Here is a 26,074-nt window from a genome sequence, read left to right as displayed (position 1 = left end):
CGCGGCGCGCGCAGCTCTCAGACATGCATGGCGTCGGTACCTATCCGACGAACGCGCCGTTCGTCGGATCAGGCCGCTGCCGTGAGCCAGTCCTCCACCTGGTCCGCGGCGTCGGCGATCAGCTCGGGCGGGGCGCCGGAGCCCACCAGGCTCGACCTCGCCAGCTGGGCCAACTGCTCGTCGGAAAGGCCCATCGTGTCGCGCACCAGCTCGTACTCGGCGAGCAGGCCGGGCCCGAACAGCAGCGGGTCGTCGCCGTTCAGCGAGCACCGCACGCCCGCCTCGAGCAGCTTCACGAGGGGGTGCTCCTCGATCGAGGGCACCACGGCGAGCATCACGTTGGACGTGGGGCAGACGTCGAGCACGACCTCGTCGGCGGCGAGCCGCTCCACCAGCGCCGGGTCCTCCAGCGCCCGCACGCCGTGGCAGATCCGCCGGGCGCCCAGCGCGTCGAGCGCGCCGTAGACGCTCGCGGGCCCGGCGAGCTCGCCCGCGTGCGGAGCGGAGATCAGCCCGGCGTCGCGGGCGATGGCGAACGCCTCCGCGAACGGCTCCGGCGGGAAGAGCGCCTCGTCGGCGGCGAGCCCGAACGCCACCACACCGGACCCGGCGTACTTGGCGGCGAGCTGGGCCAGGTCGACGGCCTGGGCCACCTCGAAGTCGCGGAGCGCGGACACGATCCACCCGCACCCGATGCCGCGGGCGGCGGCGGCGCGCTCACCCTCGTCGATGACGATCTCCAGCACTTCCTCGACGGCGCCGAGCGTCCCGGCGTAGCGGGGCGGGTAGAAGTGCGGCTCCACCCATACCGCGCCGTCGTCGGCTGCGTCGTCGACCACCTCGCGGACCACGCGGCGCAGGTGCGCCTCGGTCTCGATGAGCGCCGAGGCGGCGCGGTACTGCAGCCCGAACTCGCCGAACGAGGTGTAGCCCCGGATCGGTGGCGTGGGGACCCCGGCCTCCGCTGCCAGCTCGGCGAGCGTGGACGGCCGCATCGCGCCCTCCAGGTGCAGATGCAGGTGGGCCTTCGGGAGCTGCCGGAGATCGCGAGGCATCAGATGGTCGACCTTCCCTGGAAGACGGCGTCGAGCACGCCTGTGTCGATGATGCGCGAAATGTCCGGAAGTGGGGAGACACCCGCGGCGGCGTAGGCCGTGTACATCGGGCCGGCGATCCGGTCCGGGTCGACGCGGAAGAGGCCGCTGGCCTGCGTCAGCTCGCTCTGCGTGTACGGGATCTGCAGCTCGTTCTCGCGGGTCTGCTGGGCGAGGTCGAGGCCGAGATCGGCGCCGTAGTTGTCGACGGCGAGCCGCGCCGCGACGGACGGGTCGGCCGCGTTGTCCTGCCAGCCGCGGATCGTGGCGCGCATGAACCGCTCGACGACGGGCCGGTTGGCTTCCAGCCAGGAGCGCTGGCTGCACAGCAGGCTCGCGTACTGCGGGAGGCCGAGCTGCTCGTAGGTCGTCACGACGAAGTCGCGGTCGGCGACCATGCCCTGCTGCTCCAGCATGATCGGCTGGTTGGTGGCGAAGCAGGTGTAGACCTCTCCCTGCCCCTCCACGAGCGGGCTCGGCTCGTAGCCGACCGGGATGAACTCGTACTCCACCGGCACCCCAGCCAGCCGCATCGCCGCCTCGACGTAGGGCTGAACGCCCTGCTGCCCGAGCACCCGGCCGCCGACGGCGTCCTGCGCGCTGCGGACGGGGTGGCGCGCGAGGGACAGCCACGCCGCGGGCGAGTTCTGGAACATCGCCCCGTACGCGACGAAGTCGTTGCCGTCGTTCACGGCCGAGAGGAACTCCTGCATCGCCACCGGGATGGCGATCTCGGCACCCCCGGCCGCGAGGGTCTGCGCGGTCCGCGGGGCGTTGGGGCCGCCCGGGAGGAACTCGACCTCGAGGCCCTCCTCCGCGTAGTAGCCGCGGTCGTCGGCGATCCAGAAGCCGGCGAACTCGACGTTGCTGATCCAGCCGAGCGCGACGCGCAGGGAGGTGGTCGCGCCACCTCCGGCCGGGGTGTCGCCGCCTCCACCGCACGCGGCGGTGAGGCCGAGGCCTGCGAGGCCGGCCGTCTGCAGGAACCGGCGGCGGGACCAGTCGGACATGGTGATCTCCTCGGGGTGGGATCAGGTGAACCGCGCGACGCCCCAGCGCTCGACGGCGCGGGCGGCCACGAAGCAGGCGACGGAGACGACGGTCGCGACGAGCGCGGTGCCCCACGCCCGGTCGACCTGGTAGAAGCTGACCGACTGGGCGAACAGCGTGCCGAGGCCGCGGCCGCCCATCAGGTACTCGGCGAGCATCGCGCCGAGCACGGCGGTGGACGCCGTCAGCCGGAACGCCACGAGCAGGCCGGGCACCGCGTGCGGGAGGAGCAGGCGCCGCAGCAGCGTGCCGCGGGAGGCGCCGAGCACGGCCATGAGGTCGGACGTGGCGGGCGGCGCGTCCCGCAGGCGGGCGCCGACCAGCACGAACGCCGGGAAGAACGAGACGACGCTCGTGATCACCAGCACGGTGGTCCAGCCGTAGCCGAACACCCTGGCCAGCACCGGGATCATCGCGACCACCGGCACCGAGCGCATGATCAGCGCGAGCGGCGTCATCATCCCGGACACGACCCGCGACGACCACACCGCCACGGCGAGCGCGGTACCCAGCGCCATCCCCACCGCGAGCCCGGCCGCGGCCATGCCGAGGGTCCAGGCGAGGTCGGGCAGGTAGACGCCGACGTTGGTGACGACGTCGCCGAACACGCTGACGGGCCCGGGCACGACGATCCGGTTGAGGCCGGAGAGCGACGAGTACAGCTGCCAGGCGACGAGCAGCGCGAGCACCGTCCAGTAGCGGGAGAGCGCGGTTCTCACGAGAACCTCCGGTTCACCACGCCGCGCAGCGCCACGAGCAGCACGTAGGCGAGCAGCGACACCGCGGCCGCGGTGAGCGCCGCCGCCCACAGCTGCTCGACCTGCAGGTTCTGCATCGAGCTGACCAGGAGCACGCCGATGCCGCGGCGCGCCCCGAACCACTCGCCGATCACGGCGCCGAGCACCGCGGCCGGGGCGGCGAGGGTGAGCCCGTCGACGATCAGCGGCACGCCTGCCGGCAGCTGCAGCCGCAGGAGCGTGACCAGCCGCCCCGCGCCGAGCACGGCGAACACGTCGCGCTGGGCGGCGTTCGTCGCGGCGAGCGCGGACGTGGCCGCGACGAACACCGCGAACCCGGCGGCGAGTGCGGCCACCAGCGTCGGGGTGGCGTCCCGGCCGGCGATCGTGATCAGCAGCGGGCCGACGGCGATGAGCGGCACCGCGTGGACCACGGCGGCCAGCCGGTCCAGGCCGGGCGCCGTGCTCGGGAGCAACGCGCCCAGGGCTGTGACCAGCAGCGCGACGATCGTCCCGAGCACGAAGCCCGCGCCAGCGGCCGCCCCGGTGGCGGCGAGCGCCCTGCCGAGCAGCTGCCGGGCCGACGGCTCGGTGAGGTAGAGCAGCACCTCGCTGATCGGCGGCCACCCGACCCCGCCGAGTCCGGTCCGCCCGATCAACTCGGCCAGCACGAGCACCGCGAGCGCACCGGCCGTGGCGAGGCCACGGTCGGCGGCTCTCACGGCGCCACCTCGGGGTCGTCGAGCAGCGCGGTGAGCTCGTCGACGATCTGGTGGAACCCGGGGTCGCGGGTGACCTCCGTGCCGCGCGGGCGCGGGATCCCGATCTCCCGGACGTGGCGTACCCGGCCCGGCCGCCCGGTCATGACGACGACGCGGTCGGCGAGCAGCACGGCCTCGTCGACGTCGTGGGTGACGAGCAGGGTCGTGATCCGCTGCTCCGCCCAGATGCGGGCGAGCTCGAGGTTCATCCGCCTGCGCGTGACCGCATCGAGGGCGCCGAACGGCTCGTCGAGCAGCAGGACGTCGGGTTCCAGCGCGAGCGCGCGGGCGATGGCGACGCGCTGGCGCATCCCGCCGGACAGCTGCCGCGGCCGCGCCGACTCGAACCCCGCCAGCCCGACGAGGGCGAGCAGGGCGGCGACGCGCTCGTGGTCGACGGGGCGGCCCGCCACGCGGAAGGGGAGCGCGACGTTGTCGCGGGCCGTGGCCCACGGCAGGAGGGCGTGCTCCTGGAACGCCACACCGAGGCGATGGCTGCGGATCAGGTCCGCCGGGCCGGCGCCCTCCACGGCGACATCGCCCTCCGTCGCCCGCTCGAGGCCCGCGACCAGGCGTAGCACCGTGGACTTCCCGCAGCCCGACGGGCCCAGCAGCGCCACGAACTCGCCGTGGCCGATCTCGAGATCGAGGTGGTCGAGGGCCCGCACCGTCTCGCCCCGGCGCAGTGGGAACTCCTTGACGATGCCGGTGAGGGCGATCGCGGTGGTGGTGCTGGGGCGGGTGAGCATGCAGGCGGCTCCGTGGGTGAATCGCGCGGTTCACGTCACGCTATGGAGCACTGGTTGCTGCCGTGTTGCGCACGCGGCGCCCGCACGTAACGCCTGACGCCTGGGCTACCGTGCTGCGCCATGGGTGGCGAACCGGAGCGGGACCGGCTGCTCCGGCTCATCGCCGACTACGTCCTCGAGCACGGCATCGCCGGGATGACGCTGCGCGGCCTCGGCGCCGCGATCGGCACGAACAACCGCATGCTGCTGTACTACTTCGGCTCGAAGGAGCAGCTGATCGGGCAGGCCCTTGCGGAAGCGGCGCAGCGGTTCCCCGCGTTCACCGCGGGCATGGCGGCCCTCGACGACCCGGGTGTCCCGCTCGTCGACCGGCTGCTCGCGGCGTGGCGGGGCATCGCGGCACGGGAGAACCTCCCGTTCCTGCAGCTGTTCTTCGAGGTCTTCGGCCAGGCCGTGCACAACCCCGGCCGGTTCGACGACTTCCTCGCCCGCGTCGGGCACGACTGGACCAACCAGGTCGCCAAGGCGCTGCACGCCGAGGGCATCCCCGCAGCGGAGGCCGCCGCTCTGGCCCGCGAGATCGTCGCCGTCTGGCGCGGGCTGCAGTTCGACCTGCTCTCCACGGGCGACGCGGACGCGGTGGCGGCCAGCTACGCCGGCACCGCGGCCGCCTTCGCGGAGCGCTGCAAAGCAGCTGCTCAGCGTTGATGTTCGCTCCGCAAGCTCCGCTCAGCGTTGATGTTCGCTCCGCAAGCTCCGCTCAGCGTTGATGTTCGCTCCGCAAGCTCCGCTCAGCGTTGATGTTCGCTCCGCAAGCTCCGCTCAGCGTTGATGTTCGCTCCGCAAGCTCCGCTCAGCGTTGATGTTCGCTCCGCAAGCTCCGCTCAGCCGGCCAGCTGAGCAGGCGCCTTCGGCATCACGATGTCCAGCTCACCGGCCGGCACGGCCACGGCCGCGCTGCTCCAGCCCCAGATCGAGTAGAGCGTGCGCGCCGGGTCGGTGTAGCCGTGGCGGCCGTGGAAGAGCCGGTAGTTGTCCACGCACGCCATCTCGCCCGCCTCCAGGCGGAACCGGGCCCCGGAGTCGCGCGCGGCGGTCACCGCGGCGGTCCAGTGCTTGACGAACGGCCACTGCGCCTCCTCATCCGGTCCCGTGACCGGCGCGAGGTAGGGGTGGTGGCGCACCTGCGTGCGCCCGGCGGGCGTGGTGCGCAGGATCGGCGAGTACGTGCCCTGCGGGAAGTTCGGCTCGGAGTGGTCGATGTCGACGGTGCGGCAGAACCGGACCATCTGCGCGTTCGCCGGATCGCGCTCGAGGATGTCGAGCACGGCGACGCCGTCGATCAGGAACGACTCGCCGCCGGTGACCGCCGGGCGCTCGCTGAACAGGAACAGCCGGTCCGGCGCGTAGTCGCCGAAGGCGAACCCGTCGTTGTGCGCGGGCATCGGGAGCGACGTGTCGGTGACGAACCTGCGCTTGCGGCCGCGGGCGTCGGCCGGCTGCTTCGCGACCTTCGCGCTCTCCTCCTCGCCCCGTTTCCTGGTGACCTCGATCTGCCGGCCGATGCGCCGCAGATCCGCACCCAGCATCGCCCTGCCGAAGGCGATGGCCGCCTCCTCGTCGGCGATGCCGCTCACGATCGCGGCGCCCTCGGAGTCCACGACCTCGCGGGCCTCCTCCGGGGACGACACCCGGCGGGGCACGACGCAGGCCTCGGCGAGGTCGGAACTCAGCTGCATGGCGCGCTCCTGTCGTTGAACCAACCGGTTCAAGAGACTCTAGGGGCGCCGCGTTGCCCTGGCGTTACCCGATCGTGACGGCCTCGCCCGGTGGCCGGACGGCCCCCCGATGGAGACGATCTGCACGTCGGCAGCGTGCCGCGCCGTCGTGACGCGGCATGATGGCCGGGTGGAGCCGGTGCTGTCCGTCCCCGAGCACGGCCTGCCAGGGCACCTGGTCGACTTCGTCGGCGCACTGCGCCGCCGCGGGGTCTCGGTCGGGCCGGGGGAGACGATCGACGCCGCGCGCGTGCTCACCGCCCTCGACCTCACGCACCGCGATCACCTGCGGGAAGGCCTGGCGGCCGCGCTGTTGCGCCGGTCCGGGCAGCGCGAGGTGTTCGACCCGCTGTTCGACCTGTACTTCCCGGCCGCGCTGGGAGCCGGGGCCCGTCCGGTGGAGGTGCCCCGGGTCGACGACGGACCGGTGGACGTCGACGCACTGCGCGCCGTGCTGGTCGACCTGCTGCGGGACGGCGACCCGGGCGCGCTCGCCGAGCTGGCCCGTGCGGCCGTCGACGCGCTGGGGCGCTCCGGCGCCGCGGGCACCGGGGTGCGTGGGGCGGCGGCGCAACCGGGCTGGTCGGCCTACCAGGCGCTGCGCGTGCTCTCCCCGGAGACGCTGCTGGCGCAGATCATCGCCGACCTGAAGGCGGGCGCCGATGAGGACGGCTTCGCCGACGAGGTGCTGCGGCGGGAGGTCCGCGACCGCATCGCCGCGTTCCGCCGGATGGTCACCGACGAGGTGCGCAGGCGCACCGCGGAGGTCCGGGGCCGCGAGCAGGTCGCGCGCTCCGCGGTACCGACCCAGGTCGAACAGGTCGAGTTCCTCTCCGCCCACGCCGAGCAGCTGGCCCGGCTGCGGCGCACGGTGCACTCGCTGGCCCGCCGGCTCGCGTCCCGGCTCGCGGTGCGCCGCCGGCACTCCAAGCGCGGCGAGCTCGACATGCGGCGCACGCTGCGGCGGTCGATGTCCACCGGTGGCGTGCCGATGCGCCCGGCCCACCGCAAGCGAAGGCCCGGTCGGCCCGAACTGGTGGTGCTGTGCGACGTGTCCGGGTCGGTCGCCGGGTTCAGCCATTTCACCCTGCTGCTGGTGCAGGCGCTGCGCGAGCAGTTCAGCAAGGTGCGGGTGTTCGCGTTCGTCGAGCGTTCCGACGAGGTCACGCACCTGTTCGAGCCCGGAGCGGAGCTCTCCGGTGTGATGCAGCGGGTGCTGCGCGAGGCCGACCTCGTCGCGTTCGACGGGCACAGCGACTACGGCGGCTCGTTCGGCGGCTTCGCCGAGCACTGGGGCGACGCGGTCGGGCCGAGGACCTCCCTGCTCGTGCTGGGCGACGGGCGCACCAACTACCGCGACCCGAACCTGAAGGTGCTGACGCGGCTGGTCGGGCAGGCCCGCCACGCCCACTGGCTCAACCCGGAGCCGCGGCGGCAGTGGGGCAGCGGCGACTCGGCCGCCCTGCGATACGCCGAGGTCCTCCCGATGCACGAGTGCCGCACCGCCGCCCAGCTCGCCGACGTGGTGGAGGCACTGTTGCCGGTGTGACGGCGGTAGCGTGGAGAACGACCGTTCCCCGCCGACGAGGACCGCCATGGCACCGCCCGACACCGAGACCGCCCGTACCTGCCTGCTCGACGCCGCGGAGGAGCTGTTCTACGCCCGCGGGATCCAGTCGGTCGGCATGGACGAGATCCGTGCCGGGGCCGGCCTGCCCCTCAAGCGCGTCTATGCGCTCTACCCGGCGAAGGAGAACCTGGTCGAGGCCTACCTGCAGCGCCGGGACGTCCGGTGGAGGGGACGGCTCGCGGCGGCGGTGGAGGAGGTGGCGGACCCGCGCGAGCGCATCCTCGCGGTGTTCGACTGGCTCGGGTCGTGGTTCCGGGAGCCTGGGTTCCGCGGCTGCGCGTGGATCAACGGGTTCGGCGAGCTCGGCGCCGTGTCGGAGGCGATGGCCCGGCAGGCCCGGGCCCACAAGCAGGCCTTCGCCGACTACGTCGCGGGTCTCGTCGCCGACGCGGGCGCGCCGGCCGGGCTCGCCCCGCAGCTGGTGCTGCTCGCCGAGGGTGCCATGGTCACGGCGGGCATCCTCGGCACGGACGCCCCCGCAGCCCAGGCGCGCACCGCCGCGGATGCGCTGCTCCGTGCGGCCGGTGTTGATCCGAGAACGAGCGTTCTCTAGGCTCGGTGAGAACGCTCGTTCTCGCCGTGAGGAGACCCGATGGCCGACCGCCCGCCGCTTCCCCCGTTCACGCTCGAGACCGCGCGGCAGAAGGTGCAGGCCGCCGAGGACGCCTGGAACACCTGCGACCCGGAACGCGTGTCACTCGCCTACAGCGAGGACTCGGTGTGGCGCAACCGGGACCGCTTCGTCCGCGGCCGCCGGGAGATCGTCGAGTTCCTGACCGAGAAGTGGGAGCGCGAGCTGGACTACGCGCTGCGCAAGTCGCTGTGGGCCTTCGCCGGCAACCGCATCGCCGTGCGCTTCCAGTACGAGTGCCATGACGCGTCCGGGATCTGGTACCGCAGCTACGGCAACGAGAACTGGGAGTTCGACGAGCACGGTCTGATGGTGCGGCGGGAGGCCAGCATCAACGACCTCGTCATCGACGAGTCGGAGCGGCGGATCTTCGGGCCGCGCGCGGAGGGGGAGCGCGACCTGGAGATCCCGCTCCGGTAGCGAGATCATCATCGAACTGATGTTCGATTCGGGGTAGCGTGGCGGTATGGCCGCACCGGACCTCGCCTGGCAGCCCTCCCTGCTCGACGCGCCCGTGCTCGAGCTGGACCGCTCGTTCGCCGCACTGCGCCGGCGGGAGCTCGCCGACGGGGCCTGGGTCGACCACGCTCCCGGCTGGTGCCGCGGGGCCGACGCGCTCTTCGCCCGGCTGCTGGAGGACACCCCGTGGTCGGGGCGGGAGGTGCGCATGTACGACCGCGTCGTCCCCGAGCCCCGGCTCACCCACCGCTGGCGGCTGGACGACGGCCCTGCGCCGCCCGCCGAGCTGTGCGAGATGGCCGACGTGCTGAGCGAGCGGTACGGCGTGGCGTTCACGCAGGTCGGGGCGAACCTGTACCGCGACGGTGCCGACAGCGTCGCCTGGCACGGCGACCGCGTGGCCCGCGAGCTGCCCGAGGCCGTCGTCGCGCTGGTCTCGCTCGGTGCGCCGCGCCCGTTCCGCCTGCGCCCCGCGGGCGGAGGGCCTTCCGTCGGCTACCTCCCCGGCCCCGGGGATCTGCTGGTGATGGGCGGGTCCTGCCAGCGCACATGGCAGCACGCCGTGCCGAAGACGCGGGCGTCTGCGCCGCGCATCAGTGTCCAGTTCCGCCACGCCTACTCCGTCTGATCGCCTCCGCTTCGCTCCGGCCCGCACGCCGCTCCGCAGTCGCCTCCCCGCAGCGCATTGCTGTTCCGCACGTCTCAGAAGATCGGCTCGAGTCGTCTTGACCGGGCGGCCAGTCAAGCGCATCATGAAGTCATCTCCTCACAAGGGAAGGGTGATATCCATGACCAGGACATGGCACCGGTGGCAGGACTGGACGGCACTCGTGATCGGTGTGCTCACGCTCCTGTCGCCCATCGTGGTGTCCACCGACGCCGCCGCACTGTGGTCGCTGATCGTGTTCGGCGTGCTGATCGCCGCCACGGCGCTGTGGTCGCTGGCGCAGCCCGGCTCGGTGGCCAGCGAGTACGTGCACGCGGTGCTGGGCGTCCTGCTGTTCATCTCGCCATGGGTGTTCGGATACGCCGACATGGCCGGCGCGGCCTGGACGTCCTGGATCGCCGGCGTGCTGACGCTCGCGGTGGGTCTCGCCGCGGTACCGGCCGCCCAGGCCGACCACAGGGGGCTCGCCGGCCAGCACTGACCGGGCCGCAAGACACCACCGAACACCGGAACGGCCGCGGCCGCGGGTTGGCCGCGGCCGTCCCGCGCGTACAAGATGGGCCGGTGAGGAGCACATGAGCGACGTCCCGCCGCCCGGCGAGCCCGGAGCCCGCGAGCGGATCCTCGCGGCTGCCGAGGAACTCTTCGCACAGGCAGGCTTCGACGCGACGCCCACGTCGCGCATCGCGGAACGGGCGGGCGTGCCGAAAGGCCTCGTCCACTACTACTTCAAGCGCAAGCCGGACCTGCTGGCCGCGCTCGTCGAGCGGCTGCCCGAGGATCGCATCGACCTGGGCGCCGTGGTCGTGCCCGGGGACGTCGCGACCAGCCTGCACCGTCTTGTCGACGTGTTCGACCATGCGCTCGAGGCGTCGGCGGTGCTGTCCCACCTGTTGTGGCGGGAGGCGGACACCCACCCGGCCGTTCTCGACGCGCTCCAGGCGCGCTTCGACCGCATGGTCGGGGAGATCCGGGAGGTCGTCGCGGCCGCGCGCCCCGACGGCTGCCCGGAGGCCGACGTCGACTGCGCGGCACAGCTGCTCGCCTCGGCGATCAGCTACCGGCACTCGGTGGCCCGGCACGCCGAGGACGGGCAGGAGGCCATGCACCGTGAGCTGCGCTTCCTCGCCGACGCACTCGCCGCCGGGGCGGGCGTGACCACGGCGTCGCATAGTCTTTGACGGTGCACCGCAAGATCGGGGTCATGGGCGGGACGTTCGACCCGATCCACAACGGCCACCTCGTGGCGGCCAGCGAAGTGGCCCACCGGTTCGATCTGGACGAAGTGATCTTCGTGCCCACGGGGCAGCCGTGGCAGAAGTCCGAGCGCGCGGTGAGCCGCTCCGAGGACCGCTACCTCATGACCGTGGTGGCCACCGCGTCCAACCCGATGTTCTCGGTCAGCCGGGTCGACATCGAGCGACCCGGCCCGACCTACACGGCGGACACGCTCACCGACCTGCACGCCGAGCACCCCGACGCCGAGTTGTTCTTCATCACCGGCGCCGACGCGCTCGCCCAGATCCTCACCTGGCAGCGGCTGGACGAGCTGTTCCGGCTCGCGCACTTCGTCGGTGTCACCCGGCCCGGCTACACGCTCGGCGACGACCACCTGCCCGCGGGTGCGGTCACCCTCGTCGAGGTGCCCGCGATGGCGATCTCGTCCACCGACTGCCGGCGCCGGGTGGCCGAGGGCCGCCCGGTCTGGTACCTGGTGCCCGACGGCGTGGTGCAGTACATCTCCAAGCGCCACCTCTACCGCTCGTAGCCACCCGGGTCGATCCACTTCCACTGGCCGACCGGCCGCGGACGACGCACGTCCTCGGGAGTACGCGGGATGTAGCCCGCTGGGCGACGTCGACGGCGCTCTCGTCCGCGACGCTTCCTCACCGTAGGAACGGACGAGGGGCCGGACGTGGCGGCACCTCCCGGTGCAGGAGGGGCATCCGATGGAAGCAGACATCCCGCGGGCGAGGCGGTGGCGTCGGACGGCGGGCAGGGCACTCGCTGCCGCGGTGGCGCTCACGGGTCTCGCGAGCGCGTGCGCGGAGACCGACCCGCCCACGGTGCAGGAGTGGATCACGGCGACCGCCGTCCCGCTGGGGACCGGTGGTCCCCGCGCCCCGCTCGACGACCTGGCGCCGCTGCGGGCCGCGATCGGCGACGCCGAGGTCGTCGGCCTCGGGGAGTCCGTGCACGGCGTCGCCGAGGAGCTCACGCTCAAGCACCGGGCGCTGCGGGTCCTCGTCGAGCAGCTGGGCTTCCGATCCGTCGCCTGGGAGGAGGACTGGACGACGGGGCGCCTGATCAACCACTACATCACCGCGGGCGTCGGTGATCCGGACGAGCTGGTGGGCCGGATGAGCCCGCAGTGGCAGTCGCGCGAGGTGGTCGACGTCCTGCGATGGCTGCGCGAGTTCAACAGCGGGCGGCCGGACAAGGTGCTGTTCGTGGGCGTCGAGTACTACCTGACCGGGCAGGAGGCCTACGACGTCGTGGAGGCCCACGTCGCCGCGGCCGCTCCCGGGCGGCTCGACGAGCTGCGCGAGCACCTTCAGGCCGTCCGGCCGGCCACGGCGAACGTGTTCGAGCACATCCAGGCGTACGCGGCCGAGGCGGACAAGGAGCCGTACCTGCGCCACGCGCGTGCGGTTCGGGACCTGGTCCTCGGCCTGCCGCACACCCACGGGAACCGGGACCACGATCTGGCGGCGCACGCCGCCCGCCAGATCGTCTCGTTCTACGAGCACTTCGACCTGCCGGAGGGCGAGAGCCACGCGTACCGGGACGCGCACGCGGCCGAGCACCTGATCCGGTGGCAGGAGCTGACCGGCGACAAGATCGCGTACTGGGCGGCGAGCCCGCACACAGCACGTGCCCCGCAGCTGCGGATCGTCGCTCCGGACGGCGAGATGCGCTTCCGGAGCGCCGGCTCGTACCTCGCCGACCGCTGGGGTGGGCGCTACCTGTCGATCGGCTTCCTGGTCGACGGCGGCAGGGCGAGCGTCGGAGGCGGGCAGACCTCGGACCTCGGCGAGCCTGCGGAGGACTGGTTCGAACGGCCGCTCGGCAGGGCGGGGCTCGACCGGTGCCTGCTGGACCTGCGCGCGCCCGCGCCGCAATCCGTCCGCGACTGGCTCGCCGCCCCGATCAGGACGCGCGGCCCCAGCGGGCCCGGTTCGTACGTCGACGGTGGCACGGCCTCGCAGTGGTTCGACGTGATCGTGCACGAACAACGGGCGGCACCGGCGGGCTCGCTCTGAGCGGGGGCGGGGCCAACGTGGCACATCCGGCTGCGCGCTCACCTGCCCAGCGGGGGCACCTTCGCGCTCGTCAGCAACATCGTGACGCCGTCGACCTCGCGGGTGACCTCGACGGCGTCCATGCACGTGTGGATCATCACCAGCCCGGGGCCCTCGAAGCCCTCGGGCTCCGGTGTCCAGTGCTCGCCACCGGCCACCGCGACGAGCACCCGCCGCTCGCCGCTCCGCTCGGCGTACTGGCGCGCGGCCACCCGCACCTCGGCTCCCACGGCCGACGGGTGCGTGTGCTCGACGGCGCTGGTCACGGCCTCGTTCACGGCCATCACGACGTCGTCGACCTCGCGCGGGGGCCAGCAGAGCGCCCCGAGCCACCGCCGAAACCGTTCCCGTACCACCGAGAGCGACACCGGATCGGCCATCAGGACCATCGAGATCACATCGTCGGGTGGACCGGCGGCCTGCGGGTGCGGCGAGCTTTCCACGAGCGGCTCCCGCCGCTCAGGCCGCAACGGCCTCGTCGACGGTGCGGAAGAGCGACAGCACCTCGTCCAGGCCCATCGTGCGGATCGGCCGGATCACCGGCCGGGTCGGGTCCACGACGACCCGCAACGGGGCGCCGAGCTCGCGGCCGTCGTCGTTCAGCGCGACGAGCAGGCCGAGCCCTGAGGAGGAGAGGAAGTCGACCCCCGTGAGGTCGAGGATCACCGGCTGGTGCGCCGATTCGTGCAGCGCCGCGCTGCCGGCCTCCATCAGCCGCCCTCCCGTACTCAGGTCCACCTCGCCGTACACGACCAGTACCAGGCATCCGTCCCGGTCGTCACGCTCGATCGTCATCAACTGCTCGGCTGGCGGTACCCCGCCGAGTGGGCCGTTCATGTTGGCGCAGCGTACAGCGGTTGGCGTCGCTGTCGTCCGATCGCGGCCCCCCTGTCGTGGCGAGGCGGGTGGATTCGCGCAGCACACGGTGGGCGAGCGCGACGACCTCGCGCAGGCCACGCCGGTCGAGCAGCCGCGCCACGTCACGGGCCGCCGCCTCGGCGACGCCCTCCGTGTCCTCCAGCGTGGCGTCCTTCACGTGACCGTCCCCGCCCGCAGCTCGCTGCTCGGCCCGCTCGTCAACCCGGCTGCCGTCGATGGTCTCGTCGGTCGCCTCGTTGGTTGCAGTCATCGGCCCTCGCAGCCCTCGGACGTCCGCACACCGAGCCCTTTCCCGCTCCGCGCGGACGGCAAACCACCTCTCGCCGGACCGCATACAGGCGACGCCGAACGGGACTGGGACAATGGACGTGGAGCAGGTGGGCGTGACCCGCCGGGGAAGGGGAACGGGTGACGGCGACCGACGAGGCGCTCGACATGGCCCGCGTGGCGGTGGCTGCCGCGGCGGACAAGAAGGCGCAGGACATCGTCGTCCTCGACGTGTCCGACCAGCTCGTGATCACCGACTGCTTCGTGATCGCATCGGCCCCCAACGAACGGCAGGTGCAGGCGATCGTCGACGAGGTCGAGGAGAAGCTGCGCCGCCACGGTGCGAAGCCGACGCGCAGGGAGGGCACGCGGGAGGGCCGCTGGGTGCTCCTGGACTTCGTCGACGTCGTGGTGCACGTCCAGCACACCGAGGAACGCGGCTTCTACGGGTTGGACCGGCTCTGGAAGGACTGTCCGCGGGTGGCCTTCCCGGAGGCGGTCGTCGACGCCGGACCGTCCGACGACGCGACGGGACGGGCGGAGTGAGCCTGCGCAGGCTGGTCCTCCTGCGCCACGGCCAGACCGACTACAACGTCGGTGGCCGCATGCAGGGCCATCTCGACTCACTGCTCACCGAGACGGGCGTGGAGCAGGCGGCCTCCGTGGCCCCAGAGATCGCCCGGCTCGTACCCGATCGGCTGGTCAGCTCGGACCTGCGGCGCGCGGTGGACACCGCAGACCTCGTCTCGGCCGCGTGTGGCCTGCCCGTCAAGTACGACGCCCGGCTGCGGGAGACCCATCTCGGGGAGTGGCAGGGCCGCACCGTCGCCGAGATCGAGGACGCCTGGCCAGGGGCGATCGCCGCCTGGCGTTCGGATCCCGGTTGGGCCCCGCCCGGCGGGGAGTCGCGCATCGAGGTCGTGCGCCGCTCGCTGCCCGTCGTCGAGGAACTGGACGAGGAGTACGCCTCCGTCGGGCCGGAGGTCACCGTCGTGCTGGTGGCCCACGGCGGTTTGATCGCCGGGCTGGTCTGCGGGCTGCTGGCGCTGCCCACGTCCGCATGGCCCGCGATCGGTGGCATCGGCAACTGCCGGTGGGCCGCGCTGGCGCGCCGGGCCGACCACCCGCGGTGGCGGCTCGCCGGGTACAACGTCGGGATCGGTACCTGACCGACGCGATGAACCGCCCGGTGCTGCTGGTGCTCGGCGACTCCCTCGCCTTCCACGGCCCCGAGCGGCCCGAACCCGCCGACCACCCGCGGCTGTGGCCCAACGTCGCGGCCGCGGCGCTCGGCGCCCGCGCCGAGATCGTCGCCGGCACCGGCTGGACCGCGCGCCACGCCTGGCACGCGCTGATCTCCGACCCGCGGGTGTGGGCGCTCATGCCGAGGATCGACGCGCTCGTGCTGGGCGTGGGCGGGATGGACACCCTCCCGTCCCCACTGCCCACCGCGGTGCGAGAGCTGATCCCGGTGCTGCGGCCGGACGGGCTCCGCCGCCGCGCCCGGGCCGCGTACCTGCGCGCACAGCCGGTGCTCGCCCGGACCTTCGCCGCGGTCCTGCCCGGGGGCGGGCCGGTTGCGCTGCCCCCGCGGCTCACCGTGGACTACCTGGAGCGCTGCCGCAGTGCCGTGCTCGCGGTCCGCCCCGACGTGCCCATCGTGGCCGTGCTGCCGCCGCCGCACCGCGCCGAGTGCTACGCGTCGGTGCATCCCGGGCGGCTGCCCGCGGAGCGGGCCACCCGGACGTGGGCGCAGGCGTGCGGGGTGGCCCTCCTCGACCTGCCCGCCCTCGTCGGCGACCACGTGCTGGGCGGCCACGGCAACCCGGACGGGATGCACTGGGGCTGGGACGCCCACGCGGTCGTGGGTGGGGCGTGCGCGCGGCTGCTGAGGGCGGGCGGGCGCTAGGCTCCGGCGTCGTGCCCGTCGCCGTCGTCACGGACTCCACCGCGTACCTCCCGAAGGGGGTTGCGGAGGAGCAGGGGATCGGCGTCGTCGCGCTCGAGGTCCGGATCGGCGACCGGATCGGGCGCGAGGGCATCGACATCGACGCCGCCGAGCTGTCCGCGGCGCTCGCCGACCGGCGCCTCGACGTGCAGACCTCCCGGCCGACACCGGCCCAGTTCGTCACCTGCTACCGCGCCGCGCTCGACGGCGGCGCCGACGAGATCGTGTCCGTGCACCTGTCGCGGGAGCTCTCCGGCACGTGGGACGCGGCCCGCATGGCGGCCGAGGAGGTCGGTGCCGACTGCGTGCACGTCGTCGACTCCCGGTCCACGGGGATGGGGCTGGGCTTCGCGGTGCTGGCTGCGGCCGAGGCCGCGCAGGCCGGGGCGCCGGGCACCGACGTCGCGGCCGCGGCGGAGGACGTCGCGGCGCGGTGTCGCCTGTTCTTCTCGGTCGAGACGCTCGACCGGCTGCGCCGCGGGGGGCGCATCGGGGCCGCCGCCGCACTCGTCGGCACCGCACTGGCCGTGAAGCCCCTGCTGCACGTGTCGCAGGGCCGCATCGTGCCGCTGGAAAAGGTCCGCACCACGGCCCGGGCCGCCCAGCGGCTCGTGGAGCTCGCGGTGCGGGCGGCGGGGGACGGGCCGGTCGATCTGGCGGTGCACCACCTCGCGGCGGCCGCGCGGGCCGAGGAGGTTGCGGCCCGGCTGCGGGAGCGCTTGCCCGAGGTTGCCCGGCTGCTCGTGTCGGAGGTCGGCGCCGTGATCGGCGCGCACGTCGGACCCGGTCTGCTCGGTGTGGTGGTCGTGCCGAAGGGCTAGTGCTCCCCGCCCGTGGCATGCAGGTGACGCCGACGGTTCCTCCGGTCGCCCGGCGAGTTGTCCACCTCGGATCCCGGCCATCCACAGCTCAGCAAGACATCCGTGCCCCGCGCCTTCGCCGGCCTAGCGTCGAACCCATGACGAGATCCGAATCCCTCGTCCTGCCCGCATCTCCCGAGCCGGCGGGTACGCCCGAGGCCGGCGCACTCGGTTCCGGCGGGGTCTGGCCGCCACCTCGCCCGGGAGGCGCGCCGAGCGGGCGAAGCGGGCTCGATCCGCCCACGGTGCCGATGCTGCTGGCCGGCATGCCCGATGCGCAGCCGCGGGCGGGCCCGCGCCGGCCGCTGGAGCGCCTCGCGCCGGACGAGAATCGCGCCGATGTCGGAGCGGATGGCCCGTTCGACTCCACGGCGGAGCCGCCAGGTCGAGTCGGTGCGGCGTTGCGCCGCCTGGCGCCCGCGTCGTGGCGCGAGGCGCGCATCGACCCCGGCCGGCCCGGTGCCACCGCGCTCGCGCTCGTGGCTGCGGTGGCCGCCGTGGTGGCGGCGGTGGGGGTCTGGTTCGAGCGTCCACGCGCGGAGCCGGTACCCGACCTGCCGGCCGTCGCCGTGTCCGCGGCCGAGACCGCCGCGTCGGCGGCGCCCGCTCCGGCGGCCGCCACCACCGCTGCGGCCCCGGCTGCACCGCCCGCCCCGCTCGTGGTGAGCGTGTCCGGCAAGGTCCACCGGCCCGGCCTGGTCGAGGTGCCGGAGGGCGCGCGCGTCGCCGACGTGCTCGACGCGGCCGGTGGCGCGCTCCCGGGCACCGATCTCTCCACGCTCAACCTGGCGCGCCGGGTGGCCGACGGCGAGCAGGTCGCCGTGGGGGTTCCGCCCGCACCGGATGCCGCCGCGAACCCGGCACCGGGCATCGGCTCGCCGGCGGCCGGGAGTGCTCCGGTGGGAAAGGTCGACCTCAACGCCGCCACCGTCGAGCAACTCGACGCGCTGCCCGGCGTCGGTCCGGTCACCGCGCAGCGGATCCTCGAGTGGCGCACGCGCCACGGCCGCTTCTCCCGGGTGGAACAGCTGCGGGAGATCGAGGGCATCGGGGAGCGGCGGTTCGCGCAGCTTCGGGAGCTGGTGGTGGTGTGACGATCGGCCACGGACGGCGGCTGTGCTGCCACCCGCCACCAGCCGGGTCCAGCTCCTGCAGCACCCGGTCGTTCACCGCCACCAGGCGTCGATCGGCGCGATCGGCGCGGTGAAGTCGGTGTGGCGCTCCAGCATCCGGAGCGACCGCTGCGTCTCCGGGTGGTCCGCACCCAGCACCGTCAGCTGGCCGTCGATCACGAGCGCGAGCAGCGCCATCCCCCGCATCCGCTGTCCGGTGTGCAGCAGCACGTGGGCGAGCGTGAAGGTCCAGCGGAGGGTGAGCGGGTCGTACGTCCCAGCCATCTTCTCGAGCTGCTTCACGTACACCTGCAGCTTCCCGGCGGCGTCGTCGTACCGGCCTGCGTCGATGTGCGCACATGCCCGCTTCATGATCCACACGTCCATGGCCCACTCCGCCGTGCCGAGGACGTAGGCCATCCCGAGGCCCACGGCGAGGAAGACCGCCATCGTCCGCATCCACTGCGGCGTGGCGTCGACGCCGCCGACCAGAACGGCGATCCCGACGCCTGCGACGAACAGCACGACCGCGGCGATTCCGATCGCCATCGCCGGAGGTACGGACGTCCGGTGCCGGCGTCGGTTCACGATCTTCGGTACTCCCGGGGATTCAGCCACACCGGGCACGACCCGGGGCGGGCCGCCGCGGTTGGGGTGATCAGTGTCGGCGCCGCCCTCCGGTGTCCAGTGTGGCCGGGGGGACCGACGGTTCGAACGATCCGGCGAGCGGGGGCGGCGAGTTGTCCACCTCGGGGTTCGGCCATCCACAGGTTCGGGCGAGGTCGCCCCACCGCCCCCGACCGCTCCTAGCGTCGGACGCGTGACGCTCCCCGCCCGCTCGCCGACTCCCGACCTCGACCAGGCGCAGCCGCGGCCACCCGACCTGCGGCTGGTGCCCGCGGCTGTCGCGGTGTGGGCGGTCGTGCTGCTGGGCATCGGGCTCGGCCCGGTCGCGGGTGTGGCCGTACTGGTCGCGTGCGCGCTGCTCGCCGGGGTGTCGGTGGTCCGGCGCCGCGGAGCGGCCTGGGTGCTCGCGGCCGGCGGCTGTGCGGGGGCTGCCGCGCTCGTCGTCACGGCCCACACCCTGCTGGTCGACCGGCACCCGCTCCGCACGCCGGCCGAACGAGGCGCTGCCGCGAGCGTGCGGGTGGTCGTCGCCGACGACCCGCGGCCGCTGCGGAGCCCGGGCTACGGCGCCCGGCCCGGGGAGGCGAGCCAGGTGCTCGTGCCGGCCGAGTTGCTGCGGGCCGACGTCGGCGACTCCGGCTGGGCAGCCGGTGGCCGGGTGCTGTTGATCGCGCCCGCCGAGGAATGGGCGGCGCTGCTCCCCGGACAGGCCGTCACCGGTCACGGGCTGCTCGCCCCGGCGGGACGGCGGGATCTCACGGTCGCGGCGTTGCGGGTCCGCGGCCCGCCCGAGGAGGTCTCGGCGCCGCCGTGGTGGCAGCACGCCGCCGGCGGGCTGCGGGCCGGGCTGCGAGAGGCCGCGCAGGTGCTTCCGCCGGCACCGGGTGGGCTGTTGCCGGGGCTGGCCGTCGGCGACACGAGCCTCCTCACCGCTGAGGTCGAGGCCGACTTCCGGGCTGCGGGGCTCAGCCACCTTCTCGCGGTGTCCGGGGCGAATCTCGCGATCGTGGCCGGCGCGGTCCTCGCGCTGCTGCGCCTGCTGCGGGCCGATCCCCGCCTGACCGCCGCTGTGAGCGCGGCCGCCGTCCTCGGGTTCGTGGTGCTCGCGCGGCCGTCCCCGAGCGTCGTGCGCGCGGCGGCGATGGCGGCCGTCGTGCTGCTCGCGCTGGCGATGGGGCGGGGACGGTCCGCGGTTCCCGCGCTGGCGGCGGTGGTGCTGGTGCTGCTGCTGGCCGATCCGGCGCTGGCCGTCGACCCCGGGTTCGCGCTGTCGGTGCTGGCCACCGCCGCACTGGTGCTGCTCGCCCCGGGCTGGTCGGTCGCGTTGCAGCGCCGCGGCGTGCCGCGGTGGATGGCGGAGGCGCTCGCCGTGCCGGCGGCGGCGTTCCTCGCCACCGCTCCGCTGGTCGCCGGGCTGAACGGTGAGGTGAGCCCCGTCGCCGTGGCCGCCAACCTGCTCGCCGTTCCCGCCGTCGCCCCGGCCACCGTGCTGGGCGTGCTGGCCGCTGTGCTCTCGCCGCTCGGTGCGTTGCCGGCGCAGGTGTGCGCGTGGGCCGCCGGGCCCGCCGTCGGGTGGCTGGTGCTGGTGGCCGACCGGTCCGCGGCCGTCCCGGGTGCGGTGCTCGGCTGGCCCGACGGGCTACCGGGCGCGGTGTTGCTGGGTCTGCTGGTGCTGGGGTTGCTGTGGTTCGGCCGCTCCCCGCGGTGGCGTGCGTTGCTCGTCGCCGTTGCACTGGGGCTCGCGCTCGTGCTGGTGCCCACGCGCATCGTGCCGCCGGGGTGGCCGCCTCCCGGATGGGCGGTGGTCGCCTGCGACGTCGGCCAGGGTGATGCCATCGTGCTCGCCACGGGCCGGCCCGGCTGGGTCGTGCTGGTCGACGCGGGTCCCGACGCCGGCCCGGTCGACGCGTGCCTCGACCGGCTCGGCGTGCAGGGGATCGCGCTGCTCGTGCTCAGCCACCTGCACGCAGACCACGTCGCCGGTCTCGAGGGCGCGCTGCGCGGCCGGGCGGTCGGCGGCGTGGCGGTCGGCCCGGTGCGGGAGCCGGGGTGGGCGTTGCGAGACGTCGCCGACACGGCCGCGGGCGTCGGCGTGCCGCTCGTCGCGCTCGCCGCCGGCAGGCGGCTGACATGGCCGGCGCTCGCCATCGACGTGCTCGGCCCGCTGCACCCCGCGGCATTCGTCGACGGCGAGGACGGCACGGCGGTCAACGACGGCTCGCTGGTGCTGCGTGCCCGCACCCCCGCCGGCACGGTCCTGCTCACCGGCGACGTGGAGCTCGCCGCGCAGGCCGACCTGCTCTCCTCCGGCGCCGACCTGCGCGCCGACGTGCTGAAGATGCCACACCACGGCAGCCGGTACACGTCGGTGGAGTTCCTCAACGCCGTGTCCCCCCGCGCGGTGCTGGTGAGCGTCGGCGCAGGCAACCGCTACCGCCACCCCGACCCCGGCCTGATCGGCGGCCTCGAGCGGGCCGGGGCCGCGGTGCGCCGCACCGACACCGCCGGGGACATCGCGCTGGTAGGGCGGCCCGTTGACGAGGACCTGCAGCTCGTCTCCCGCGGCTCCCCACTCCCGGCGCCGCGGTGAGGCGGGCGAGCACATGACCTCGATGGTCGGGCAGGCTGCCCGGCATCGTCGCTCCTCCCCGCCCGCCGCCACAGCGCAAGCAGGACACCCTGCACCGGCTTCAGCAGGACGTGGACGCCTGGGTTGCGACGAGTCGGGACGGCGAACTCCCGCCTCTGTCGCAGTCGTCGGCGGTGACGAACCGCTCGATGCTGTTGTCGGCGAAGTCGAAGTCGCGCCCCTGCGGGGGACCGACGACGCCGGCATGGACACGCCAGAGTCCGGGCCGGCATCCGGTCTTCACCTCGTGGACCTGGCGCTGGCGCGTGGGGATCGCGGTGCTGGTGGTCGACTCGGCGGTCTTCCACGTCGGCCTTGGCCGTACTGCACGCTGAGGGTGAGCACGTGCCGTTCGGGTGGGACGCCGCAGACCGCGAAGGCGTTGCCGAGGATGCTCGGGCCGGTCACGGTCGGGTTGGTGGGCGTGAATCCGAGATTGCAGGACTTGGCGAGGGCCTTCACGGGAAGAGCCGCCTGATCAGTGGCCTGGGCGACCGTGGCTCCGGATCCGAGGGTGAGGCCCGCGGCGACGCCAACGAGGATCACGGCCCGCACGGCACGGGCTGGCCATCGACGACCGTGGCGGCGGCCAAGCCGGCCCAGGGCGTGGATCCAGCGTGAGGTCTTCGGCGAGCGCGTCATCGTCATGGCCTCGTCAGACCACAGCGACCGCGGAGCGGTTCCCGTTCCTCTCGTCGCCGCCTCGGCCGCCGAAGCTCTCGTGCGCCATCAGCCGCGCCAGATGCAGCGTGATGGGCTGTTGAGCAGGGCGAACGTGTCCGCGGCCGCCTTCAGCTGTGGCTTGCAGCGGCAATTTCCTTATTGACCTTGCCATGCTCCGGACCCGAAGCCCCATGCGACCGGTTGCGCACGCCGATGGGGCGGTCCGCCCTGAGGTCTCGCCTCGCCGGAAGCGACGCGAGATGTCGGCCACCGGCAAGGCGCTTGTGTTGCCGTACGCGGCCCTATACACCGTGCGTGACGGGCTGATCGTCAGCGCCGGGAACTACTGGGACGGGCTGGAGGCGCTCGACCAGCTCAGGCAGACGCCGACGTAGCTGGTCCCCGACGCGCCCATGCTTGCAGTACGTCCGCACCCGTGCAGTATCGGCCACGGCGCTCGACGGGCGACATCTCCTATGCCGGAACCGTGCGCTCGCCCGTGAGCGGCCGGGCGTCGGTGCTGGTCACGGACGCACACGCCAGGCGATCCCGGCATCGGGCCCGTCAGGCGGGATCGCGCCACATCGGCCACATCGGCGGGCCTCCCGCCACGGAGATCGGGGGGCGGGCGCGGAACCCGTGCCGTTCGTAGAGCGCCTTGTTGAGAGGGCTCGTCGCCTCCAGGTAGGCGGGTGCGCCCGCCCGGTCGGCGCGCTCGAGCACGGGGGCGATGAGTGCAGACCCGATCCCGCGACCCTGCGCGGCCGGAACGACGCCGACGAACCACAGGTACTCGTGCGGCGCGTGTGGATGGCTCTCGTCCATCGCCGCGATCAGCTCCAGTGTCCGGTCGGCGTGCCGACCGCAGATCTCGGCGACCTCGGCGGCGAAGCGCTCGGCGCGTTCGTCGGACATCGGAGGCCGGCCGTAGGGAACCCACAGCGCGGCGCCGGTGATGCCGTCCGTGGTGGTCCAGGCGTCGTCGTGCACGGCCAGGACCTCGACGACGAGGTCGAAGAAGGCGCGGGTGCGGGCGGCGCGGTCGGTCTCGTCGGGCAGCATCCAGCGGAAGACGGGGTCATCCTCGAAGGCGGCGGCGAGCGCGGAGCTCACCACCGCTGCTTCGGCCGGCGCGGCCTTGCGGACGGCGGTGCGTGCGGGTTGCAGAGTGGTCATGGTTTCCTCCTGCTCGGTCGGCGGTCGGGATGGCCGCCTGCGAGACACCGTCGGTGCGCGACCTGTCAGTGCGATGACGTTCCGATGTCACCCGCGGCGTGCGACGATCCGCCGTGCATGTGGGAGGCCTCGTGCTGTTCCGAGTGCTCGGTCCGTTGGAAGTGGACTCCACCGAGGGCGTCGTCGTGCCCCCGGGGCCGCGCGCCCGCGCGCTGCTCACAGCCCTGCTGCTGGAGCGGGGAGCGGTGGTGCCGGTGCACCGCCTGGCCGAGGCCGTGTGGGGCGAGGAGCCGCCCGCCCGCGTGGAGAACGCCGTGCATGTCGTCGTCGGACGGGCGCGGCGCGCCCTCGGGCCCGCCGGAGCTCGGCTCGTCACGCGCGCGCCTGGGTACCAGCTCGACCTCGGCGGCGCACGGATCGACGCCGACCTGTTCGAGCAGCGCTGCCGCGCCGCTCGCGCTCTGTCGGGTCGGGATCCCGCCGCTGCCGCCAGGCTGCTGGACGAGGCGCTCGGGCTGTGGCGGGGGCCTGCGTACGGCGAGTTCGGCGAGTCGTTCGCCCGGCCCGCCGCCGTGCGTCTGGACGAGCTGCGCCGGGCCGCGGCCGAGGACCGCGCGGAGGCGCTGCTGCGGGCGGGAGTGGTCGAGGATGCGGTCGCGGCGGCACGGGATCTCGCCACCGCGCATCCGATGGCCGAGCGGCCGACGGCGGTCCTGATGCGGGCGCTGTCGGCGGCGGGTCGCACCGGCGACGCCCTCGACGCCTACCAGCGCTACCTGCGGGTGCTGCGGGACGAGCTGGGTATCGACCCGCCGGCCGAGCTCCGGGAGCTCCATACGCGGATCCTCCGCGAGGAGGTCGGCCCAACCCCGCGCCAGGCGGCCATGGACACCACGCCGCCGGGCCGGAGCCAGCTCCCGCGGCGCCCGTCGCCGCTGATCGGTCGCGAGGACGAGGTACGGACGCTTTCCGCCGCGGTCGCCGACACCGCTCTCGTGACGCTCCTCGGGCCCGGCGGGGTGGGCAAGACCCGCGTGGCCCTCGAGGTCGCGCACCAGTGCGCGGCGGCGAGCCGGCCGGTCTGGTGGGTCGACCTCGTGCCCGTGCAGTCCTCGCGCCTGCTGGAGGCGGTGGCGGCGGCGACCGGCGTGGAGATCGCCTCGGGGCGCGATCCGCTGGATGCCTTGTGCACCGCGCTCGCGGCGCACCGCGGCGTGCTGGTCCTCGACAACGCCGAGCACGTGCTGGACGAGCTTGCGGTGCTGGTCGAGCGGCTCCGCGACGGCGCGCCGGGGCTCGCGCTGCTGGTCACCAGCCGGGAGCGGCTCGCGCTCGACACCGAGGAGGTGCAGCGGATGGCGCCCCTTCCGCTGCCCACCGGGGCTGACCCCGACAATCCCGCGGTGCGGCTGTTCCTGGCGCGGGCGCCCGGCCTCGCGCTCCCCGACGAGGCCGGGCTGGCTCTGGTCGCGCAGGCCTGCCGCAGGCTGGACGGGCTGCCCCTGGCCATCGAGCTCGGCGGCGCACGGGCCGGCGGGCTGGGCCTGACCGTGCTCCTGGATCGGCTGGGCGACCGGCTCGACGTGCTCGGCGGTGGGCGACGCACGTCCGACCGGCGCCACCGCACGCTGCGCGCCGTCGTCGAGTGGTCGCATGACCTGCTCGACCCCGAGGAGGCCGTGCTGTTCCGGCGCCTGGGGGTGTTCCCCGGCTCGTTCACGCTCGACCAGGTGGAAGCGGTATCCGGTGGGGCGTCCCGCGGATCGCTTCCGGCCCTGCTCGCCCGGCTGGTCGAGCAGTCCCTGGTCCAGTCGGCCCGATCCGGCCGGTTCCAGCTGCTCGAGACGCTCCGCGCGTTCGCCCTGGAACGTCTCACCGCGGCGGGCGAGGAGCACGCGCTGCGGGACGCGCACGCCCGGGACACGGCGGCGCGGCTCGCCGCCACCAGCAGGCGGTTGTGGAGCGAGCACGAGGGCGAGGCGGTCGGTGACCTGACGGCACTGTCACCCGACCTGCATGCGGCGTGGGAGCACGCGCTCGCGCACGATAGGCCGCTCGCGCTGCGGCTGGCCGGGGACGTCTACGAGTTCGCCTACTTCCGCCAGCGGCTCGACCTGCTGCGCTGGGGATTTCCGATCGCGGATTGGCCGATCGACGATCCGGAGCTGGCCGCGGCGCTGGGCACCGCGGCGGCCGCGCTCTGGTCGGCGGGGCGGATGACCGAGGCGGCGGCGACGGCCGAGCGGGGAATCACCCTGGCCGGAGGTCCCGATGCCCCAGCGGCCGCGCTGCCGATGAACGTGTCGGGTGACATCGCGATGTTCCTCGGTGACACCGACGACGCGATTGCCCGGTACCACCGGCACGCCGAGTTGCGGCGGGCCCGCGGGCAGCCGGTCCTCGGCCTGGTGACGGAGCTGTCGGTCGCGCACGCGCTGGTCAACGCGGGACGCGCGGAGGAGGCGGCCGCCGTCCTCGCCGAGCTGCTGCCGCAGGCGGTGCGGTCGGCGGTCCCCACCGTGATGGCGTGGGCGCACTATCTGGCCGGGGAGGCGGCCTCCGAGGCCGACTCGGAGCGGGCCGCAGCGAGCTACCGGACCGCCATCGAGCACGGCCTCCGGGCTGACTCGCGGCTGTTCGTCACGATGGCCCGCACCTCTGCCGCGGCGCTTGCCGCGCGCACAGGAGCGCTGCGGGAGGCGCTGGCCGGCTTCCCCGTGGCGCTCGAGGAGTGGGTTCAGCTCGGCAACCGGTCGGTCGCGTGGTGGCTGGTGCAGCACGTCACGGTCCTGCTGGAGCGGGCCGGCGCCCACACCGACGCTGCGGTCCTCGCCGGAGCGGTGCTCGCACGGGAGGACGCCCTCCCTGGGTTCGCCACGGATGCCGAGCGATTGCAGGCGGCGCTGGCCGCCGTCCGCGAGCGGCTCGGGGAGCATGCGACGACGGCCGCGCTCGAGCGGGGGGCGGGGCTCACCGATGCCGCACTGGTGGCCCGGGCGCGGCAGGCGCTCGCCGACGCCGCCGCCACGATGAGCTGAGGACCCGCGCCGCCGTC

General features: G+C 74.0%; 27 protein-coding genes. 16 read left to right on the top strand and 11 right to left on the bottom strand.

The window, feature by feature from the left end; genetic code table 11:
* Positions 1 to 68: 68 nt before the first annotated feature.
* Genes add through FHX44_RS08255 form a run of 5 tightly spaced genes read right to left on the bottom strand, consistent with a single transcriptional unit; the run spans position 69 to position 4,391 of the window.
* Positions 69 to 1,055 carry an adenosine deaminase gene (gene add, locus FHX44_RS08275; protein WP_147254942.1) on the bottom strand — a complete coding sequence of 329 codons (987 nt, stop codon included), beginning with the start codon at positions 1,053 to 1,055 and terminating at the stop codon, positions 69 to 71.
* Positions 1,055 to 2,104: an ABC transporter substrate-binding protein gene (locus tag FHX44_RS08270; protein WP_147254941.1), complete on the bottom strand. Its 1,050-nt coding sequence runs from the start codon at positions 2,102 to 2,104 to the stop codon at positions 1,055 to 1,057. The genes add and FHX44_RS08270 overlap by 1 nt, the downstream gene beginning before the upstream one ends.
* 21 nt (positions 2,105 to 2,125) lie before the next feature.
* The gene (locus FHX44_RS08265; RefSeq protein WP_147254940.1) at positions 2,126 to 2,863 is read right to left on the bottom strand and encodes an ABC transporter permease; all 738 of its coding nucleotides are present in this window, start codon (positions 2,861 to 2,863) and stop codon (positions 2,126 to 2,128) included.
* Entirely contained in the window at positions 2,860 to 3,603 is a 744-nt protein-coding gene (locus FHX44_RS08260; protein WP_147254939.1) for an ABC transporter permease, read from the bottom strand. Before FHX44_RS08260 ends, FHX44_RS08265 begins: the two co-directional genes overlap by 4 nt.
* Complete coding sequence (locus FHX44_RS08255; protein ID WP_147254938.1) at positions 3,600 to 4,391, bottom strand: ABC transporter ATP-binding protein; 792 nt, start codon at positions 4,389 to 4,391, stop codon at positions 3,600 to 3,602. The genes FHX44_RS08260 and FHX44_RS08255 overlap by 4 nt, the downstream gene beginning before the upstream one ends.
* A 120-nt stretch (positions 4,392 to 4,511) precedes the next feature.
* Between FHX44_RS08255 and FHX44_RS08250 the strand changes: the two genes are divergently transcribed.
* Positions 4,512 to 5,099: a TetR/AcrR family transcriptional regulator gene (locus FHX44_RS08250; protein ID WP_147254937.1), complete on the top strand. Its 588-nt coding sequence runs from the start codon at positions 4,512 to 4,514 to the stop codon at positions 5,097 to 5,099.
* A 176-nt stretch (positions 5,100 to 5,275) separates the two neighbouring features.
* Here FHX44_RS08250 and FHX44_RS08245 read toward each other — a convergent pair whose 3' ends face one another.
* Complete coding sequence (locus FHX44_RS08245) at positions 5,276 to 6,130, bottom strand: TauD/TfdA family dioxygenase (protein WP_147254936.1); 855 nt, start codon at positions 6,128 to 6,130, stop codon at positions 5,276 to 5,278.
* 169 nt (positions 6,131 to 6,299) lie between these two features.
* Between FHX44_RS08245 and FHX44_RS08240 the strand changes: the two genes are divergently transcribed.
* The 8 genes from FHX44_RS08240 (at position 6,300) to FHX44_RS08205 (ending at position 12,819) form a co-directional block, all read left to right on the top strand.
* Positions 6,300 to 7,718, top strand: a complete 1,419-nt coding sequence (locus tag FHX44_RS08240; RefSeq protein ID WP_246170267.1) for a vWA domain-containing protein — start codon at positions 6,300 to 6,302, stop codon at positions 7,716 to 7,718.
* A 46-nt stretch (positions 7,719 to 7,764) separates the two neighbouring features.
* A complete protein-coding gene (locus FHX44_RS08235; RefSeq protein WP_147254934.1) occupies positions 7,765 to 8,352 on the top strand; it encodes a TetR/AcrR family transcriptional regulator in 588 nt (195 codons plus the stop codon).
* Between the two features lie 39 nt (positions 8,353 to 8,391).
* Positions 8,392 to 8,850: a nuclear transport factor 2 family protein gene (locus tag FHX44_RS08230; RefSeq protein ID WP_147254933.1), complete on the top strand. Its 459-nt coding sequence runs from the start codon at positions 8,392 to 8,394 to the stop codon at positions 8,848 to 8,850.
* Between the two features lie 46 nt (positions 8,851 to 8,896).
* The gene (locus tag FHX44_RS08225) at positions 8,897 to 9,517 is read left to right on the top strand and encodes an alpha-ketoglutarate-dependent dioxygenase AlkB (RefSeq protein WP_147254932.1); all 621 of its coding nucleotides are present in this window, start codon (positions 8,897 to 8,899) and stop codon (positions 9,515 to 9,517) included.
* Positions 9,518 to 9,677: 160 nt separating this feature from the next.
* Positions 9,678 to 10,037: an SPW repeat protein gene (locus tag FHX44_RS08220; RefSeq protein WP_147254931.1), complete on the top strand. Its 360-nt coding sequence runs from the start codon at positions 9,678 to 9,680 to the stop codon at positions 10,035 to 10,037.
* A 94-nt stretch (positions 10,038 to 10,131) separates the two neighbouring features.
* Positions 10,132 to 10,737 carry a TetR/AcrR family transcriptional regulator gene (locus FHX44_RS08215; protein ID WP_147254930.1) on the top strand — a complete coding sequence of 202 codons (606 nt, stop codon included), beginning with the start codon at positions 10,132 to 10,134 and terminating at the stop codon, positions 10,735 to 10,737.
* Between the two features lie 2 nt (positions 10,738 to 10,739).
* On the top strand, positions 10,740 to 11,324 hold the full coding sequence (gene nadD / locus FHX44_RS08210; protein WP_147254929.1) for a nicotinate-nucleotide adenylyltransferase: 585 nt from the start codon (positions 10,740 to 10,742) through the stop codon (positions 11,322 to 11,324).
* A 181-nt stretch (positions 11,325 to 11,505) separates the two neighbouring features.
* The gene (locus FHX44_RS08205) at positions 11,506 to 12,819 is read left to right on the top strand and encodes an erythromycin esterase family protein (protein ID WP_147254928.1); all 1,314 of its coding nucleotides are present in this window, start codon (positions 11,506 to 11,508) and stop codon (positions 12,817 to 12,819) included.
* Between the two features lie 38 nt (positions 12,820 to 12,857).
* On the opposite strand, the gene FHX44_RS08200 is transcribed toward FHX44_RS08205, so the two are convergent.
* Genes FHX44_RS08200 through FHX44_RS08190 form a run of 3 tightly spaced genes read right to left on the bottom strand, consistent with a single transcriptional unit; the run spans position 12,858 to position 13,987 of the window.
* Complete coding sequence (locus FHX44_RS08200; protein WP_147254927.1) at positions 12,858 to 13,301, bottom strand: ATP-binding protein; 444 nt, start codon at positions 13,299 to 13,301, stop codon at positions 12,858 to 12,860.
* 16 nt (positions 13,302 to 13,317) lie between these two features.
* Positions 13,318 to 13,653, bottom strand: a complete 336-nt coding sequence (locus FHX44_RS08195) for an STAS domain-containing protein (protein WP_147254926.1) — start codon at positions 13,651 to 13,653, stop codon at positions 13,318 to 13,320.
* Positions 13,637 to 13,987 carry a hypothetical protein gene (locus FHX44_RS08190; protein WP_147254925.1) on the bottom strand — a complete coding sequence of 117 codons (351 nt, stop codon included), beginning with the start codon at positions 13,985 to 13,987 and terminating at the stop codon, positions 13,637 to 13,639. The genes FHX44_RS08195 and FHX44_RS08190 overlap by 17 nt, the downstream gene beginning before the upstream one ends.
* A 158-nt stretch (positions 13,988 to 14,145) precedes the next feature.
* Between FHX44_RS08190 and rsfS the strand changes: the two genes are divergently transcribed.
* From rsfS to FHX44_RS08165, 5 genes are all read left to right on the top strand, one after another.
* The gene (gene rsfS / locus FHX44_RS08185; protein ID WP_147254924.1) at positions 14,146 to 14,550 is read left to right on the top strand and encodes a ribosome silencing factor; all 405 of its coding nucleotides are present in this window, start codon (positions 14,146 to 14,148) and stop codon (positions 14,548 to 14,550) included.
* Positions 14,547 to 15,173, top strand: coding sequence for a histidine phosphatase family protein (locus tag FHX44_RS08180; RefSeq protein ID WP_147254923.1), 627 nt, complete (start codon positions 14,547 to 14,549; stop codon positions 15,171 to 15,173). The genes rsfS and FHX44_RS08180 overlap by 4 nt, the downstream gene beginning before the upstream one ends.
* Before the next feature lie 8 nt (positions 15,174 to 15,181).
* Positions 15,182 to 15,913, top strand: a complete 732-nt coding sequence (octT, locus tag FHX44_RS08175; protein WP_147254922.1) for a diglucosylglycerate octanoyltransferase — start codon at positions 15,182 to 15,184, stop codon at positions 15,911 to 15,913.
* Positions 15,914 to 15,924: 11 nt separating this feature from the next.
* The gene (locus tag FHX44_RS08170) at positions 15,925 to 16,773 is read left to right on the top strand and encodes a DegV family protein (protein ID WP_147254921.1); all 849 of its coding nucleotides are present in this window, start codon (positions 15,925 to 15,927) and stop codon (positions 16,771 to 16,773) included.
* A gap of 137 nt (positions 16,774 to 16,910) precedes the next feature.
* Positions 16,911 to 17,906 (top strand): ComEA family DNA-binding protein, encoded by a 996-nt coding sequence (locus tag FHX44_RS08165; RefSeq protein WP_246170266.1) that lies wholly within the window; start codon positions 16,911 to 16,913, stop codon positions 17,904 to 17,906.
* A 72-nt stretch (positions 17,907 to 17,978) separates the two neighbouring features.
* Here FHX44_RS08165 and FHX44_RS08160 read toward each other — a convergent pair whose 3' ends face one another.
* Positions 17,979 to 18,473: a hypothetical protein gene (locus tag FHX44_RS08160; RefSeq protein ID WP_147254920.1), complete on the bottom strand. Its 495-nt coding sequence runs from the start codon at positions 18,471 to 18,473 to the stop codon at positions 17,979 to 17,981.
* Positions 18,474 to 18,744: 271 nt separating this feature from the next.
* On the opposite strand from FHX44_RS08160, the gene FHX44_RS08155 reads away from it, so the two are divergent.
* On the top strand, positions 18,745 to 21,141 hold the full coding sequence (locus FHX44_RS08155) for a ComEC/Rec2 family competence protein (RefSeq protein ID WP_246170265.1): 2,397 nt from the start codon (positions 18,745 to 18,747) through the stop codon (positions 21,139 to 21,141).
* A gap of 1,266 nt (positions 21,142 to 22,407) precedes the next feature.
* Here FHX44_RS08155 and FHX44_RS08145 read toward each other — a convergent pair.
* The gene (locus FHX44_RS08145) at positions 22,408 to 23,019 is read right to left on the bottom strand and encodes a GNAT family N-acetyltransferase (RefSeq protein ID WP_147254919.1); all 612 of its coding nucleotides are present in this window, start codon (positions 23,017 to 23,019) and stop codon (positions 22,408 to 22,410) included.
* Between the two features lie 131 nt (positions 23,020 to 23,150).
* On the opposite strand from FHX44_RS08145, the gene FHX44_RS08140 reads away from it, so the two are divergent.
* Positions 23,151 to 26,057, top strand: a complete 2,907-nt coding sequence (locus FHX44_RS08140) for an ATP-binding protein (protein ID WP_170308830.1) — start codon at positions 23,151 to 23,153, stop codon at positions 26,055 to 26,057.
* Positions 26,058 to 26,074 lie beyond the last annotated feature (17 nt).

Origin of the sequence: Pseudonocardia hierapolitana (assembly GCF_007994075.1) — a bacterium.
Taxonomy (GTDB): domain Bacteria; phylum Actinomycetota; class Actinomycetes; order Mycobacteriales; family Pseudonocardiaceae; genus Pseudonocardia; species Pseudonocardia hierapolitana.
The sequence above is the reverse complement of the archived record's forward strand: the minus strand, read 5'-3'. Positions and strand labels throughout refer to the sequence as shown.

Coding starts and splice junctions, on each gene's coding strand:
- FHX44_RS08195 (WP_147254926.1), bottom strand. CDS start 13,653: ATGACGATCGAGCGTGACGACCGGGACGGATGCCTGGTACTGGTCGTG.
- FHX44_RS08270 (WP_147254941.1), bottom strand. CDS start 2,104: ATGTCCGACTGGTCCCGCCGCCGGTTCCTGCAGACGGCCGGCCTCGCA.
- FHX44_RS08245 (WP_147254936.1), bottom strand. CDS start 6,130: ATGCAGCTGAGTTCCGACCTCGCCGAGGCCTGCGTCGTGCCCCGCCGG.
- FHX44_RS08215 (WP_147254930.1), top strand. CDS start 10,132: ATGAGCGACGTCCCGCCGCCCGGCGAGCCCGGAGCCCGCGAGCGGATC.
- FHX44_RS08230 (WP_147254933.1), top strand. CDS start 8,392: ATGGCCGACCGCCCGCCGCTTCCCCCGTTCACGCTCGAGACCGCGCGG.
- FHX44_RS08160 (WP_147254920.1), bottom strand. CDS start 18,473: ATGGCGATCGGAATCGCCGCGGTCGTGCTGTTCGTCGCAGGCGTCGGG.
- FHX44_RS08250 (WP_147254937.1), top strand. CDS start 4,512: ATGGGTGGCGAACCGGAGCGGGACCGGCTGCTCCGGCTCATCGCCGAC.
- add (WP_147254942.1), bottom strand. CDS start 1,055: ATGCCTCGCGATCTCCGGCAGCTCCCGAAGGCCCACCTGCATCTGCAC.
- FHX44_RS08165 (WP_246170266.1), top strand. CDS start 16,911: ATGACGAGATCCGAATCCCTCGTCCTGCCCGCATCTCCCGAGCCGGCG.
- FHX44_RS08205 (WP_147254928.1), top strand. CDS start 11,506: ATGGAAGCAGACATCCCGCGGGCGAGGCGGTGGCGTCGGACGGCGGGC.
- FHX44_RS08145 (WP_147254919.1), bottom strand. CDS start 23,019: ATGACCACTCTGCAACCCGCACGCACCGCCGTCCGCAAGGCCGCGCCG.
- FHX44_RS08220 (WP_147254931.1), top strand. CDS start 9,678: ATGACCAGGACATGGCACCGGTGGCAGGACTGGACGGCACTCGTGATC.
- FHX44_RS08190 (WP_147254925.1), bottom strand. CDS start 13,987: ATGACTGCAACCAACGAGGCGACCGACGAGACCATCGACGGCAGCCGG.
- FHX44_RS08255 (WP_147254938.1), bottom strand. CDS start 4,391: ATGCTCACCCGCCCCAGCACCACCACCGCGATCGCCCTCACCGGCATC.
- FHX44_RS08235 (WP_147254934.1), top strand. CDS start 7,765: ATGGCACCGCCCGACACCGAGACCGCCCGTACCTGCCTGCTCGACGCC.
- FHX44_RS08225 (WP_147254932.1), top strand. CDS start 8,897: ATGGCCGCACCGGACCTCGCCTGGCAGCCCTCCCTGCTCGACGCGCCC.
- octT (WP_147254922.1), top strand. CDS start 15,182: ATGAACCGCCCGGTGCTGCTGGTGCTCGGCGACTCCCTCGCCTTCCAC.